Source organism: Pseudomonas sp. GW821-FHT07E12 (assembly GCF_058986605.1).
Window position 1 is genome coordinate 60,402 of sequence record NZ_JBYSVX010000015.1, and the last position, 15,004, is coordinate 75,405.

Genomic DNA, 15,004 nt, shown 5'->3' on the forward strand with positions numbered 1-15,004 from the left:
ATATTCGTTATCTCGAACGTCCGTCCGTTTTATTGGATGCGGTTATATGGCTATGCCGGGAGGTTGTTTCCCTGGTGCCTAGGTGCGGATGCAGATTGCATGCCTCTCCCCCGCGAATACGTCCCTTTCGATGGATATCCCTGTCAGCGCGACCCTCCATGCCATCGCGGACTACCGTGGCCGCAAGGCATTGCGTGATTGCGGGCAGGACAGCCGGCGGCGTGAGTTCCTGTGGGTGCATCCGGGCAGTGGTGCGGCGATGGTGGCGGTGTTCCGCCCGGCCCGGCCGACTGCAATGGCGACCCTGCGCAGCGCGCGTGCTGCTGGACGCGTCGGCTGAATTCGGAGGCCGGGGCGGCAGTGGTGACCGCGTCCGCCGGCGGCAAGACCCGCGACCCGGAGTATCTGGCAGTACGGGTCGCACAGAGGCTGGTCGAACTGCGCCGACAGCGGCAGTTGTCGCTGGAAGCACTGGCCAAGGTTTCGGGCGTCAGCCGGGCGATGCTCTGGCAGATTGAGCAGGGACGCAGCGCCCCGACGCTGAAGGTGCTGGCGCGCATCGCCGACTCGCTGGATCTCTCATTGACCGACCTGCTGCATGACGCGCGTGCACCGCAGGCGGAAGTGCTGCGTGCCTGCGACGCCAAGCAACTGGTTTCGGCTGATGGCGGCTACGTCTCGCGCGCGCTGTTTCCCTTCATCGGTGCGCACGTGGTGGAGTTCTACGAGATCCGGCTGTTGCCGGGTGTGGTCGAGCGTGCCGCTGCGCACGCGTCCGGTACCGTGGAGAATCTGGTGGTCAACGCAGGTCGCGTGGAAATCGAGGTCGGCGAACAGGTTCATCTGCTGACGGCCGGCGATGCGATCCATTTCCGCGCCGATCAGGTCCATGCCTACCGTAATGCGGGCAGCGAGCCGGCGCTGCTGTACCTGGTGATGAGCTTCGCCGGCGAACTCAACTACGGTTGATGGGGTTGTCGGCGCACGCCGAGCTTTACGGGGCCCGACTGCGAGCGGGCCCCGAAAGCCGGTTCATTCCGGCGGTGCCGCGCCTTGATCGTCTTCGTGTGGACGACCGAAGATGATCCGGGCCGCGCGCTGGTAGCTCCAGTACGCCATCGCCCAGTTCACCAGCACCACGAAGCGGTTGCGGAAGCCGATCAGGAAGAACACGTGGGCGGCCAGCCAGAACCACCAGGCCAGCGGGCCTGACAGCTTGAAGCGGCCGACGTGGACGATCGCGGCCATGCGCCCGATCGTGGCGAGGTTGCCGTAGTCCTTGTAGTGGAAGGGCGCTGCCGGCTGAGCGGCGAGCCGGGCGCGCAGCGCATCGGCGATGTGCCGGCCCATCTGCTTGGCGGCCGGGGCCACGCCGGGCACCGGGCGGCCGTCCTGCTGTACCGAGGCGAGGTCGCCGCCGACGAAGATCTCCGGATGACCGGGCACGCTCAGGTCAGGCTCGACCTGCACGCGGCCGGCGCGGTCCAGCGGTACGCCGAGCGTGCGCGCCAGCGGCGAGGCGGCCACGCCGGCGGCCCATACCACGGTGCGCGCCGGCACGAATTCCTCGCCGAGCCGGTAGCCGTGTGCGTCGATGTGCGTCACCGGCGTGCCGGTATGTACTTCGACACCGAGCTTCTGCAACTGGTGCTGGGCCTTGTCGGTCAGGTCGGGCGGGAACGAGGGCAGCACGCGCGGGCCGGCTTCGATCAGGCGCACGCGTGCTTCGCGCGGGTCGATGTTGCGGAACTCGTTCTTCAACGTGTGATGGGCGATTTCGGCAAGGGTGCCGGCCAGCTCGACGCCGGTCGGGCCACCGCCGACGATCGCGAAATTCAGCCATGCGGCGCGCGCGGCAGGATCGGTTTCGGCCTCGGCGCGTTCGAAGGCGAGCAGCAGCTTGCGGCGCAGGTAGAGCGCGTCGTCGAGGGTTTTCAGGCCGGGTGCGTGCTCGGCCCACTGATCGTTGCCGAAGTAGGCGTGACCGGCACCGGTGGCCAGCAGCAGATAGTCATAGCCGAGCCGATGGCCGTCGGCGAGGACCACTTCGCGCTGGGTGGGATCGACCGCTTCGACTTCACCGAGCCGCACTTCGACGTTGCGTTGCTCGCTGAGGATATGCCGCAGTGGCGCGGCGATATCCGGTGCCGACAGGCCGGCGGTGGCGACCTGGTACAGCAACGGCTGGAACAGGTGGTGGTTGTGGCGGTCGACGAGGGTGATGCGGAGCGGCGCGTCGGCCAGGGCGCGGGTGGCCCATAGGCCCGCGAAGCCGCCGCCGACGACGATCAGGTGGGGGATCTTGGAGGTCATCGTAGTGTGAAGAGCATGGGGGAACCGGAGGGCGCCTGCGGAATCGAGGCTGCCACGACTGCGCGCTAACGTAGCAGTTCGCGCGGGGTGTTGGCGTATCCGGGCATCACTGGACACCATGACATCGCCGCGCGGGTGGCCTGTGTATGCTCGGCCCCGAAACGGGCGTGGCGCCCGTACGAGGCGGGACCGATGGCATCCGGCAATGGAACCGAGACGCGCATTGCGCTGCTGGTCGACGCCGACAACGCGCCAGCCGCCAAGATCGATGTGGTGTTGGCCGAGGTCGCCCGGTATGGCGTGGCCAACGTGCGTCGCGCCTACGGCAACTGGAAGAGCCCGCATCTGAAAAGCTGGGAGGGCGTGCTGCACGAGTACGCGATCCGCCCGATTCAGCAGTTCGCCTACAGCAGCGGCAAGAATGCATCGGACATGGCGATGGTGATCGATGCGATGGATCTGCTGTACGCACGCAATCTCGATGGCTTCGCGATCATTTCCAGCGATGCGGACTTCACGCCGCTGGTGATGCGGCTGCTGACCGATGGCATGAAGGTGTACGGCTTCGGCGAGAAGAAGACGCCGGCGCCATTCGTCAATGCCTGCTCCAAGTTCACGTATCTGGAAGCGCTCGGTGCCGAGGCGCGGAGCGAGCAGAACGCCGTCTCCACTCGTACCGGAGAGAAGGAACTGCGCAACGATACGCGGCTGGTGCAGTTGTTGCGTGGTGCGGTGGATGCGGAGTCCGAGGATGATGGTTGGGCGCATCTGGGCGCGGTGGGCAAGCAGATTGCCAACCAGGCTTCGTTCGATCCGCGCAATTATGGGTATCGCAAGTTGAGCGATCTGGTTAAGGCGATCGGGTTGTTTGAGATGCGGCAGGAGAATCAGGTGATCTGGATTCGGGATAAGCCTAAGGTGCGGGGGAAGGTGGGGAGGGGGTAGTGGGTGGTTTTGGTGGTGGTTTGTTGTTGGGGTGGGTTTGTTTCGGTTGTTTATGAGGGCTTGGATCCGGTGCCTTTCACGCCATCTCCCCTCCGTCGTCCCCGCGCAGGCGGGGACCCAGCGACTTCCGCACAATCTCTCTACCGTCATCCCCGCGAAGGCGGGGATCCATGGGCGTTGCTTGTTGTGTTTGACGTTGCAGTGACAACAACAGCCAAGGCTTTCGCTCCTTCGGAGCGAGTCACCTTTCTTTGCTCGTGCAAAGAAACGTAACCCAAAGAAACACGCCCCAGTCCTCGCGCCCTTCGCTGCGCTGCGGGTCCACTCCGCCAGCGGGATTTTCTGACGCGGCATCCATGCCGCGGCAGAAAACGACGCACATCCATGTGCGTCGCCCCTTCGGGGTTTTTCCCGCTGGCTCCATCGCTGCGGATGGGGGCCCCGGAAAGTCAAAAGCAAAGAGCGACAGCAAAATCACGAGCAACGGCAACGGCAACGGCAACGGCAAAGCGTACGGCTTTTCCCTTCTCCCGCTTGCGGGGAAGGTGCCCGAAGGGCGGATGAGGGAAGTGCCGGCTTCAGGTAATCCTCATCCGAGGCTTCATATCAACATCTCGAAAAGAACACGGGTCCACATGCTAGCCAAGGAGTTGGTATGCATGAAGGCGAAGTTTTCTCGAAAAACCGCAGCATCTTCGCCCCGAATCTCGATTCGTCCATACGGTAGCGGTGTTGCGTTGCGTCGTGGCTTGGTCACATTGGCGCGTTATAAGCAGGGCACGTCGCGGCGAGGGGGCGCTGCGCGATCCGCGACGTGGGCTGGATGCCTGAGTGAGGCGTGGCCTGCGTGGCATTACGCAACGTCCAAGGAGGAAGACGCCATGCTTAGATCCATGACGCTGTTCGCCGTATCCGCGTTGTCGCTGCTGGCTCCTGTCGGCCATGCTGCCGAGCTGGTTCCCAAACAGTTGGCGGGCCCACCCGAAGAGTTCACGCAGATGCGGGCGCCTGATCCTGGCGCATCTGCAATTCTGTCCAAGAGTGCATTGTTGCCGGTGGAATTGGCCGCGCAGGTGGGTGGTGCGCAGTGGCGCGGCAGTCTGCCGGTCGAGAGTGGGCGAGCACGTTTCATGGTGCTCGATAATGGTGCCGGGTGGCAGGCGGTGGCCGGTGAGCCGGGTGTGGCGTTGCGTGCCGATGCCGCCAATGCGGCGCCGCTGCAGGCTGCCGCCGCCACGCTCGGGATGCAGGCATCCGCGGTGCAGGGTGTGCGCTATGCGCTCGAGGGGGCGCGCAGTGGTGAGTGGACACTGCAACTGCGGGCGTCCACGCCGCAGGCGCAACGTGGCTATCTGCTGATGGAAGGCGATGAGCGCACACAGTTGGCGTCCTATCCGCACGATCGCCAGCGCCAGACAGGACGTCCGCTTGCGTTGAACGCAGTGCTTGCCGGCAATAGCGCAGCAGGCGAGACGCGTGTCGGACTGGATGCCGGTCGCATCGAGCGCGCCGAGCTGCGTGTGATCGCGCCCGATGGCAGCGTATCGACCACGACGATGGCCGATGATGGTTTCCATGATGACGGTGCGGCCGGTGATGGGGTGTATGGCGGAAGCTTCGTCCCCGACCGTTCCGGAACCTGGATCGCGCAGACCGTGGTGTATGGACGCGATCGCGATGGGCAGTCGTTCGTGCGTACGGCAGAACATGTATTGCCGGTGCTGGACGCACAGTTGCGGGTGGTGGGCAGCGTCGGTGTGCAGGCCGAGCAGGATGGACGTCTTGCACTGCAGCTGCCGGTGGTCGCGCGTGGTGCGGACGTGCCTTCGCACTATCGGGTGTTGGCCGAGGTGTGGGGCAAGGGCAGCGCCGGCGAGGATGTGCCGGTGGCCTGGATCGGTGGCATGGCCTCGCCCGTGGACGGTCGCTTGACGGTGGCACTGGACGAACGCTGGATCACCCGTTCGGGTGCCCGTGCGCCGTTCGTCGTGCGCAATCTGCGTATCGAGGATCCGGACCATTTCGTTCCGCTGGTCGAGCAGGCCGAGCTGTCGTTGACACTGCCGGCCACGCGTCTGCGCGCGTTGGCCAGTGCCAACCTGACGAAGACGGTTGCGATCGACGAGGCGATGCGGATGGGGCCGCGTCCGGCGACGATGGCACGGGTAACGTCCGATGCGACAGTGCAGGCCACTGGCGCGCGTCTGGTGCTGGTGCATGGCTATTGTTCCAGCGGCGTGTGGCCGGTCGCGCAGTTCAGCAATGCATCGGCTTTCCTGGATGCCAATCAGAGCCGCAGCAATGATCAGTTCGCGCAGTTGCTGGCGCAGTTCGGCAGCCAGTGGAATTCATTCGGTACTGTCGCACACAGTCAGGGTGGGATGGCGGCACTGCATCTGTATGCGTACTACTGGAGCGGGTTGGACAATGCCAGCGGTACGCGCCTGATGCAGTCGGTCGGTACGCCATACCAGGGCACCAATCTGGCCGGCATCCTGGCGACGGTGGGTTCGTGGTTTGGCGTCGGTTGCGGCAGCAACACCGATCTCACCTATGACGGTGCGAGGGCGTGGCTGGCTGGCATCCCGGCCTCGGCGCGCGCGAAGGTCTTCTACTACACGACGTCCTTTGCCTCGACCAACTGGTGGACCAATGATTACTGCAACGCCGCCTCGGATCTGGTGCTGAGCGATCCGGAGGACGGCACGGTCGAGCAGGTCAACGCGCAGCTGCCAAGCGGCAACAACATGGGCCATACCACCGGGCAATGCCACACTACCGGGATGCGCGATCCGGCGCAGTACCTCGATGCAAGCCGCAACGCGACGATGAGCGCGAACGCGGCGCGCTGACAGCAGTTGGCCCGGGACCTCGTGTACCGCTGCGGCGGCATTCCGATTTACCCGCATGGATGAAACGTCAGCCGCGCTTGATGGCGCGGCTGACGTAGTCGGAGGTCCAGCACCGAGTCCAGCACCGAGGCAGGAGCAGGGCTCAGAACTTGTAGGTCAGGCCCATGTACGCAATGCGGCCGGCGTAGCTGTTGGAATAGAAGCGATCCTCGGTGTCGTTACCCAGGTGCATGCGCTGCTCCTCCTTGGTCAGGTTGAGCACCGACGCGGTCAGGCTCAGGTCCTTGGTGATGTTGTACGCCGCGTTCAGATCGATCTGCTGGTACGGCTCTTCGTAGATGTTCAGGCCGTTGACCAGGCCGTCGACCACCTCGCCGCGACGGTTGTACGAAGCGCGCAGCAGCAACCTCCCGGTTTCGTAGAACACGGTGAAGTTGGCCTGGTTCCTGGCGCTGCCGACCAGGGGGGACTTGCCGATCTCGGTGCCGTCCTCGAGGGTGATGGCCGCTTCGTTGGTCCTGTTGTAGGTGTAGTTGAACTGGAAGCCGAGGCCGAAATCCAGCGTGTGCTGGGCGTAGAACTCGACGCCTTCCGACACCCCATCGCGGCCGCCGGCGGTGGTGGAGTAGTTCTGCACTGTCACGGTCTCGCCGCCGATGTCCATCGACACGTTCTGCACCACCGGCACCGAGAAATTGCTGACGTCCTTGCGGAACAGGTCCAGGCCTACCACCGAGCCCGGATGGAAGTACCACTCCAGCCCGATGTCGTACTGGGTGGCCTTGTACGGCTGCAGGTTCTTGTTGCTGCCCGTGCCGTACCAGCCCGCCTCGTCGGCACCGCCGGTCAGGCGGCGATCGTTGATGTATTCCTGGCTGAAGTATTCCAGGTTGCCGGGGGCGGCGATGTCGCTGTAGCTCGGGCGCGAGATCACCTTGGAGGCTGCCGCGCGCAGCAGCAGGTTCTCGGTCAGGTCGTAGGCCAGGTTGAAGCTTGGCAACACGTCGGTGTAGTTGCGGTCGAGCGAACTGATCGCGAATGACTCGACGCGCTGCTGGCTATCGGAGAGCCTCCAGTATCCCTCGCTGCCGCAATAGGTGTCGGCGGGCGCGCCGCCGGGCGCGGTGGCGCCTTCCTGACAGGCCAGCGGATTGCCGTCGGCACCGTCGTAGAAGTAGTCGTTGTAGGAGGTGACCTTGTCGGTCGAGTCGGCATGCTGCCGGGTGCTCACGACGCGTACGCCGACGTTGCCGCGCAGGCGTTCGGTCCTGAAATTGGCCTGCAGGTAGGTGGCGTAGATCTTCTCGTCGACGTTGTAGACGAAGTTGTCTTCGTTGCGGGTCTGCATCGGCCCGTAAGTCTGGTTCAGGTAGGCGATGTAGGCCGGGTAGTTGATCGCCGGGAACGCGCTGGCGTTGATGCCTCCCGCCAGGTTGCCCATCGCGTAGAGGAAGTCCGGCGAGAATTGGGTGGCCAGGTTGTTGCAGCGGCCGTTCCAGTAGCGGTTGTCGTAGTCGCTCGGATCGGTGCCCGGGCACACCCAGTAGTTGTTGCCGGTGCTGCGGTGGATGCCGCCGTCGCGGTACTTGACGCCGAACTGCAACGAGTCGAGGAAGCCCTCGTCGTTGTGCCAGGTGGTGTCGATCTGGAAGTACTTCTGCTGGGTGGTGTTGCGGGTCCAGGACGAACCGGTCGAGCCGAGGTCGACTTGCAGGATGCCGTCCTTGAGGTTCTGCATCAGTTCCGGCGAGAACGCCATCGTCGGTGTGCCGGTCACGTCCCATGCGCTGGCGTAGTTGCCCAGGGTCCAGCTGCCGTCCGCGTTCTGGCGGCGTGGCTTGAGCGGCACCGCGAACTGCAGGTCCGGTCCGCCCTTGGCCCATGTGCGGCCGCCCTTGAAGGTGATGTCCATCGATTCGCCGCGCCACGCGGCCTCGAAGTCGGCGGTCTGCGACAGCGCGCTTTCGCGGTTGTAGCTGCCGGTGATCTGCGGCGTCGGGATGGTGCAGTCATCCGGGCCCCAGCCGCCCGGGGCCATTCCGCCCGCGGCAGCGGCGGCTTCGCTGCAGTAGTACGTCTTGCCGGCGTGTGCGCTGTATTGCGCGCCGGTGACGATGGTGCCGCTGGGGTCGAAGCTCAGCCCGTCGAGCATGCGACCGCCGGGCCAGTTGCCGTCGCCGTTGTAGCGGGCCAGATTCCATTCCGGAATTTTCAGTGTGTTGGTCTGGGAGTTCTGCGACAGGTCGAAACGGAAGTAGTTCGCCGTCAGGGTCAGATTGTCGTTCGGTTTGAATTGCAGGGTGACCTGCCCACCCTTGCGCTCGCGTTCTTCCTCCTTGACATTGAGGTTGACCGAGGTCGGCATCATGAAGTTGGTGTAGTAGTTGCCGCTCTGGTCGTAGAAGCCGGATTGGCCCCACCAGTAACTGGTCATTCCGGAAGGCTTGCCGTTGACGTCGCTGGCCGGGTGCGCGTCGTAGTCGTCGGCGTACCACTGCCAGTTCTCGGTGCTGGCGTCCAGGGTGCGCGTGGTGCGCTTTTGCTGGGTGTAGCCGACGAAGACGCCGAAACGGTCGTCCTTGTCGTGCCAGGAGTACGAGCCGGAGAACTGCCCATCGGTCTTCTTGGTGGTGTCGGCCCAGGTGCCTTCGGCGGAGACGAAGCCGGTGTTCGCTTCCATGTCCAGCGGACGGCGCGTGTGCAGGATCACGGTGCCGCCGATGCCGCCTTCATCCAGGCGCGCTTCCGGCGACTTGAACAGCTCGGCGCTGGACAGCATGTTCGACGGCAGCAGCGTGTAGTTGAACGAACGCGTGGGATCGCCGTTGGATTCGGCGGTGGCGATGTAGTTGCCGTTCAATTCGGTCAGGGTCAGTTCCGAGGACAGGCCACGGACGCTGACGTTCTTGCCCTCGCCGCCATCGCGGCTGACGATCACGCCCGGCACGCGCTGCAGCGCGTCGGCGACGTTCTTGTCGGGAAACTTGCCGATGTCCTCGGCGTTGACGACATCGACGATCGCGTTGGCGTCGCGCTTCTGGTCAAGGCTCTTTTCGATTGCGTAGCGATAGCCGGTGACGGTGACGGCATCGAGGGTCTTTGCGTCCGGTGACTGCGTGGCCTCGGCGCTCGCCTGCTGGGCGAAGGCGACGGTCGGTATTGCAGCGGCTGCGGCCAGTGTGATCGCGATGGCGCCGGACAACGAGTTCCGCGCATGCGTGCGTGATGTTTGTGCCATTTCACTCTCTCCCATTACCTGGATGGAATCGATAACCGACGCGAACACCGTGAATCGATCCGAAGTTTTGATGCCGAGCATTTCGATGAAGCTCGAGGAGCGCTTTCGCGCATCCACCAAGTGACGAATCCGGTGTGCTTCCCCCGTTTGCAGGCAACCGCTTGTCGATTCCGATTTAGATCGATCTAAACGGTTGGTAAAAATTTTGTATCACAGCGTTGCCGTATGTGCATGCTGCTGCGCAGTATTGCGATCCACTGACACTGAATGTCGTTGAGTGCGGCTTTAGATGCTGCGTCGCAGAATGCGGGGCCGGAATTGGCCATGCTTTACTTGGATCGATCCAAATGAGCTGATGCATCGATTGGGAACGATGCAAAGACCGCCGAGATGCTGTCTCGCCAGGAGATTCGTGACCGTGACTGGATGTACCCGACGCGACAATCTTGATGGCTTCCGCCGTCGTTACCGCACCGGTCTGGCCTGCCTGCTGGCGCTGGCCTTCGTGCCGCCGCTCGCGGCCGCTCCGGTCGCGCTGGAGCAAGAGGTCAACACCTTCATCGGCAGCCAGGACGAGGGCAACACCTTCCCGGGGGCGTCGGCACCGTTCGGCATGATCCAGGTCAGCCCGATCGGCAGCCATTACGCCGGCTGGCGCTATGACGACGAGAAGATCCGTGGTTTCGGGCATTCGTTCCTGTCCGGTGCCGGCTGCTGGGAGCAGGGCGGGCAGGTGTCGGTGCTGCCTGTCACCGGCAGCATTGGGCCGGGCGGCGATTTCGATACCGGTGATGCCAAGCGCTTCGACCACAACAACTACGCTTCGGCCTACCGCCATGATGGCGAGATCGGGCAGGCCGGTTACTACAGGACGCGACTGACCGACTACGGCGGCATCGACGTGGAAGCCACCGCGCGTCCCCGTGCCGCCGCCGAGCGTTACACCTTCGGTGCCGGCAGCGGCCAGGGCCATGTGCTGGTCAATGTCGGCCAGGCCAACGACCGCCATACGGTGGTCGGCAGCGTGATCGATGTGGTGGGCGACCGCGTGGTGGAAGGCAAGCTGGTCACGCGCAGCTTCTGCGGTGGGCACCAGTACACCACCTGGTTCCGCATCGAGTTCGACCGGCCATTCAAGGCATACGGTACCTGGGGCGAACAGGGCGGCGTGCCCGGCGCGCGTCACAGCATGGAAGGCGAACTCAAGCCCAACGGTGCATGGTTGAGCTTCGATCTGGCCGATGGCCGGGTGGTCACGGCCACCAGTGCGATCTCGCATGTCGATGCCGAAGGCGCGCGCAACAACCTGCGCGTGGACGGCACGCAGAACGGCAGGCTGCTCGGCTTCGAGCGCATGCGTACGCTGGCGCAGCAGGCCTGGCGCCATGAACTGGAGAGCGTGCGCGTGACGGGTGGCAGCCGCGACGACCGCACCGTGATGTATACCGCGCTGTACCACGCGCTGCTGCAGCCGATGACCGGCAGCGACGCCGACGGTCGCTATCGCGGCTATGACGATGCGATCCACCGTGCCGATGGCTGGACCTACTACGAGTACTTCTCGCTGTGGGACACCTATCGCGCGCAGAACCAGTGGCTGGCGATGACGCGTCCGGACGTGGCGCGCGACATTGCCCGAAGCGTGCTGGCGATCGACGCGCAAGGGGGCTGGTTGCCACGCTGGGGCTATGCCAACTTCGAGACCAACGTCATGACCGGCGATCCGGTCACGCCGTTCCTGGTCGATCTGTGGCGCTTCGGCGCGCTGGCGGGCCGTGAGGCTGAGGCCTGGGCAGCACTGCGCCGCAACGCCTTCAGCATGCCGCCCTTGAATTCGCGCCACGCGGGACGTTCCGGGAACGCCAACTACCTGGCCAATGGTTACGTGATCTACGACCGTGCCTTCCCGTCGAAGGGCATGGACGTGGATCCGCACCACGGCGGTTCGGCAACGCTGGAATATGCGCTGGCCGATTGCGCGCTCGCACAGATGGCCGATGGCCTTGGCCACGCCGATGACGCAAAGCAACTGCGCGAACGCGGCGGCAACTGGCACAAGGTATGGGACCCGGAGGTGCGCGATGCCGGAACGGGTTTCAGCGGCTTCCCACGACCGCGCAGCGAAGGTGGCCAGTGGTACACACCGGCTGACGGCCACTACGATCCGCGCGCCCAGCATGGCTTCCACGAAGGCACGGCGTGGCAGTACCAGTGGCTGGTGCAGCAGGATGTACCGGGCCTGGTCGCGGCCATGCATGGGCGTGAGCAGACCGCACGGCGGTTGGATGCATTCTTCGCCTACGACGCATTGCTGCAGGCACCGCTCACCGCGGCGCGCAAGGAATGGGTGGTTGGCCCGTACAGCTACTACAGCCAATACCGCTACAACCCGAACAACGAACCGGATCTGCATTCGCCGTGGATGTACACGCTGATCGGCCAACCGTGGAAGACCGCGGTCGTGGTCCGCGCCGCGCAGCAGTTGTTCGTCAATGCCCCCAATGGCGTTACCGGCAACGACGACCTGGGCACGATGTCGGCCTGGTATCTGTTCAGTGCATTGGGGTTGTATCCGGCGGTGCCGGGCACGGGCCAGCTGCTGCTGCACACGCCGCGCTTCGCGGAGGTTGAGGTCTCGCTGGGCGAAGGGCGCCGGCTGCGCCTGCAGGCACCGGGTGCCGATGGGCGCCGCTTGCAGTACATCCAGAACGTGCGCCTGGACGGCAAGCCGCAATCTGCGGTGTGGCTGGACTGGCAGCGCCTGCGCCAGGGCGGCACGCTGCGCTTCGAACTGGGCGAACAGGCGCCGCAGCAGGGCTGGGGCACTGCCCTTGCGGATCTGCCGGCGTCGTACTGCGCCACACCGGGTAGCGCGCTGCAATGAGCGGGCGTGGCGCCCATCCCGATGCTGCACGGCAGAGGGCCTGGTGTGTCGGGATAGGCGGGTGACGCGATGAGCGATAAAACATCCGGCGTCGGCAAGGGCACGCGCAAGGCCGGGAAACGCGCGGTCACGGTCACCGATATCGCGCAGGCGGTGGGTGTGTCGCGTGCGACGGTATCACTGGTGCTGCGGGGCAGCCCGCTGGTCAATGTCGAGACGCGCGCGAAGGTCGAGGCCGAGCTGCGCCGTCAGCGTTATGTGTACAACCGCACCGCGGCCAACCTGCGCCGTCGCACGTCGTCGTCGATCGCGCTGGTGATCAACGATCTGTCCAATCCGTTCTTCGCCGAGTTCGCCTCCGGCGTGGACGAGGCGCTGGGGGCAAGAGGCTACGTGACTCTGCTGGGCAGCACCGGCGAGTCGCCGCAGCGCCAGCAGGCGGTGCTGTCCACGCTGATGGAGCACATGCCCACGGGTTTCATCCTCTCGCCCGCCGAAGGCAGCGACGTGCGGCAGTTGCACCAGGTGCTCGGCGCCGATGCCCATGTGTTGCTGTTCAACCGTGAGCTGGCGGGTGCCGAGTGGGATTTCCTCACACTGGACAACCGGCATGGCGCGTACATGGCCACCCGGCATCTGATCGAGCGTGGCCACCGGCGCATCGCCTTCTTCGGTGGCCATGTCGTGTCCAGCTCCTGTCATCACCGTCGCGCGGGGTATCAGCAGGCGCTGGCCGAAGCGGGCCTGCAGGTGCGTCCGCAGTGGCTGATCGAATCGGCGCCGAACCGGCTCGAAGCGGCCGCGCGTGCCGGCGAGTTGTTCGTGGAAAACGAACGGCCCAGCGCGGCGGTCTGCTACAACGACACGGTGGCGCTGGGTCTGATGCTGGGCCTGACTTCGCGTGGTATCCGCCCTGGCGGCGATTTCGCCGTTACCGGGTTCGACGACATTTCCGAAGCCGCCATGGCGGTGCCCCCATTGACGACCCTGACCGCCGATCCGCGTGAACGTGGCCGCCAGGCCGCCGCGCTGTTGCTGCAACGGGTGGACAACCCCGATGCACCACCGATGCGGACCGTCGCGCCGGTGCAGTTGCGCATCCGCGAGAGCAGCGCGGCCCGGCCGAGCTGATCGACCCTTCTTTCCGAACCAGACGACGCATCCATTCCGAGGACTCGATGATGATCCGTGCTCTGCGCAATGCTCCCCTGATCGTGGCCCTGTCATTGGCGCTGTCCGCCTGCGGCGACCCGGCCGTGCCCGCTTCCGGCACGGCGCCCGCCGCTTCGCCAACCGCTGCCAAGCCCGCCGCATCGGCCGAGGTACCGTCCGTGGACGATGCCGAGGCCGCGCGCCTGGCCGAGCAGGTGCGCGAGCAGACCCGCCATGCCTGGCAGGGCTACATGCGATATGCCAAGGGCCACGATGACCTGAAGCCGCTCAGCGGCAAACCGCGCGATTGGTATCCGGTGCCGCTGCTGATGTCGCCGGTCGATGCGCTCGACACGCTGTTGCTGCTCGGCCTGGACAAGGAGGCCGATGAAGCGCGCGAGTTGATCGTCAGCCAGTTGTCGTTCGACCAGGACATCGAAGTGCAGAACTTCGAGGTGACCATCCGCCTGCTCGGCGGCCTGTTGTCCGGCTACCAGATGACCCACGACGAGCGCCTGCTCAAGTTGGCTGACGATCTGGGGCGACGCTTGTCGCCAGTGTTCGACAGTCCCACCGGCCTGCCGTACACCCACGTCAACCTGCGCACCGGCAAGACCAGCGGCAAGATCAGCAACCCGGCCGAGACCGGCACGCTGCTGCTGGAGTTCGGGACCCTGGCCAAGCTGACCGGCAAGCAGGCGTACTACGACAAGGCCAAGCGCGCGCTGGTGGAAACCTACAAGCGCCGCTCCAGGATCGGCCTGGTCGGTCTGAACATCGACGTCGAGACGGGCGAATGGACCAACAAGGATGCCTCCATCGCCGGTGGCATCGATTCGTACTACGAGTACCTGCTCAAGTGCTGGAAGCTGTTCGGCGATGAGGACTGCAAGCGCATGTGGACCGACAGCATCGGGCCGGTCAACCGGTACCTTGCCGACGAAGTGCGCGAAGGCGAGCTGTGGTACGGCCACGCCGACATGGACAGCGGCAAGCGCACGGCCACCACCTATGGCGCATTGGACGCCTTCATGCCCGGCCTGCTCGCGCTGGGCGGCGATCTGGACCGCGCCAAGCGCCTGCAGGAGTCCGGCCTGAAGATGTGGCGCCTGCACGGCATCGAGCCGGAGTCGCTGGATTACGCGGCGATGCAGGTGCGTTCGCCAGGTTATGCGTTGCGCCCGGAGATCATCGAATCGGCCTATTACCTGCACCACTACACCGGTGATGCGCGTTACCGCGGCATGGGCAAGGTGTTCTTCGATGACTTCGTGCGCTACACGCGTACCGAGCACGGCTTTGCCGCATTGAAGGATGTACGCAGCAAGGAGAAGGAAGACTCGATGGAGAGCTTCCTGTTCGCGGAGACCTTCAAGTACTACTACCTGCTGTTCGCGCCGAAAACGGCGCTGGATTTCGACGGGGTGGTGTTCAATACCGAGGCACACCCGCTGCGTCGCACCTGGTGATTCATGCGGGCGTCGCCGCCATGGCGGCGATGCTCGCGTATTTCCGCGGTGTCGAAAGTGGTGGGGCTCGCTTTGCGATGGCCGGAGTGTGCCGAGCCGAATCGATGTTCAACTTCGGTGGAGGCAGTTCAAGCGCTTGGGACGGTTCCTT

General features: G+C 64.8%; 9 protein-coding genes. 7 read left to right on the forward strand and 2 right to left on the reverse strand.

Annotation, left to right across the window (positions count from 1 at the left end; genetic code table 11):
* Nucleotides 1-130 precede the first annotated feature (130 nt).
* On the forward strand, nt 131-340 hold the full coding sequence (locus AC3WJE_RS10635) for a hypothetical protein (RefSeq protein WP_493730764.1): 210 nt from the start codon (nt 131-133) through the stop codon (nt 338-340).
* 23 nt (nt 341-363) lie between these two features.
* Nucleotides 364-969 (forward strand): helix-turn-helix domain-containing protein, encoded by a 606-nt coding sequence (locus AC3WJE_RS10640; protein WP_493730765.1) that lies wholly within the window; start codon nt 364-366, stop codon nt 967-969.
* A 63-nt stretch (nt 970-1,032) separates the two neighbouring features.
* On the opposite strand, the gene AC3WJE_RS10645 is transcribed toward AC3WJE_RS10640, so the two are convergent.
* The gene (locus AC3WJE_RS10645; RefSeq protein WP_493730766.1) at nt 1,033-2,313 is read right to left on the reverse strand and encodes an NAD(P)/FAD-dependent oxidoreductase; all 1,281 of its coding nucleotides are present in this window, start codon (nt 2,311-2,313) and stop codon (nt 1,033-1,035) included.
* Nucleotides 2,314-2,505: 192 nt separating this feature from the next.
* Between AC3WJE_RS10645 and AC3WJE_RS10650 the strand changes: the two genes are divergently transcribed.
* On the forward strand, nt 2,506-3,258 hold the full coding sequence (locus AC3WJE_RS10650; protein WP_493730767.1) for an NYN domain-containing protein: 753 nt from the start codon (nt 2,506-2,508) through the stop codon (nt 3,256-3,258).
* A gap of 881 nt (nt 3,259-4,139) precedes the next feature.
* Nucleotides 4,140-6,110 carry a choice-of-anchor X domain-containing protein gene (locus tag AC3WJE_RS10655; RefSeq protein WP_493730768.1) on the forward strand — a complete coding sequence of 657 codons (1,971 nt, stop codon included), beginning with the start codon at nt 4,140-4,142 and terminating at the stop codon, nt 6,108-6,110.
* Nucleotides 6,111-6,252: 142 nt separating this feature from the next.
* Here AC3WJE_RS10655 and AC3WJE_RS10660 read toward each other — a convergent pair whose 3' ends face one another.
* Nucleotides 6,253-9,348 carry a TonB-dependent receptor gene (locus tag AC3WJE_RS10660; RefSeq protein WP_493730769.1) on the reverse strand — a complete coding sequence of 1,032 codons (3,096 nt, stop codon included), beginning with the start codon at nt 9,346-9,348 and terminating at the stop codon, nt 6,253-6,255.
* 418 nt (nt 9,349-9,766) lie between these two features.
* On the opposite strand from AC3WJE_RS10660, the gene AC3WJE_RS10665 reads away from it, so the two are divergent.
* The 3 genes from AC3WJE_RS10665 (at nt 9,767) to AC3WJE_RS10675 (ending at nt 14,853) form a co-directional block, all read left to right on the forward strand.
* On the forward strand, nt 9,767-12,232 hold the full coding sequence (locus AC3WJE_RS10665; RefSeq protein ID WP_493730770.1) for a GH92 family glycosyl hydrolase: 2,466 nt from the start codon (nt 9,767-9,769) through the stop codon (nt 12,230-12,232).
* 69 nt (nt 12,233-12,301) lie between these two features.
* Nucleotides 12,302-13,363: a LacI family DNA-binding transcriptional regulator gene (locus AC3WJE_RS10670; RefSeq protein ID WP_493730771.1), complete on the forward strand. Its 1,062-nt coding sequence runs from the start codon at nt 12,302-12,304 to the stop codon at nt 13,361-13,363.
* A 50-nt stretch (nt 13,364-13,413) separates the two neighbouring features.
* Nucleotides 13,414-14,853 (forward strand): glycoside hydrolase family 47 protein, encoded by a 1,440-nt coding sequence (locus AC3WJE_RS10675; RefSeq protein ID WP_493730772.1) that lies wholly within the window; start codon nt 13,414-13,416, stop codon nt 14,851-14,853.
* Nucleotides 14,854-15,004 lie beyond the last annotated feature (151 nt).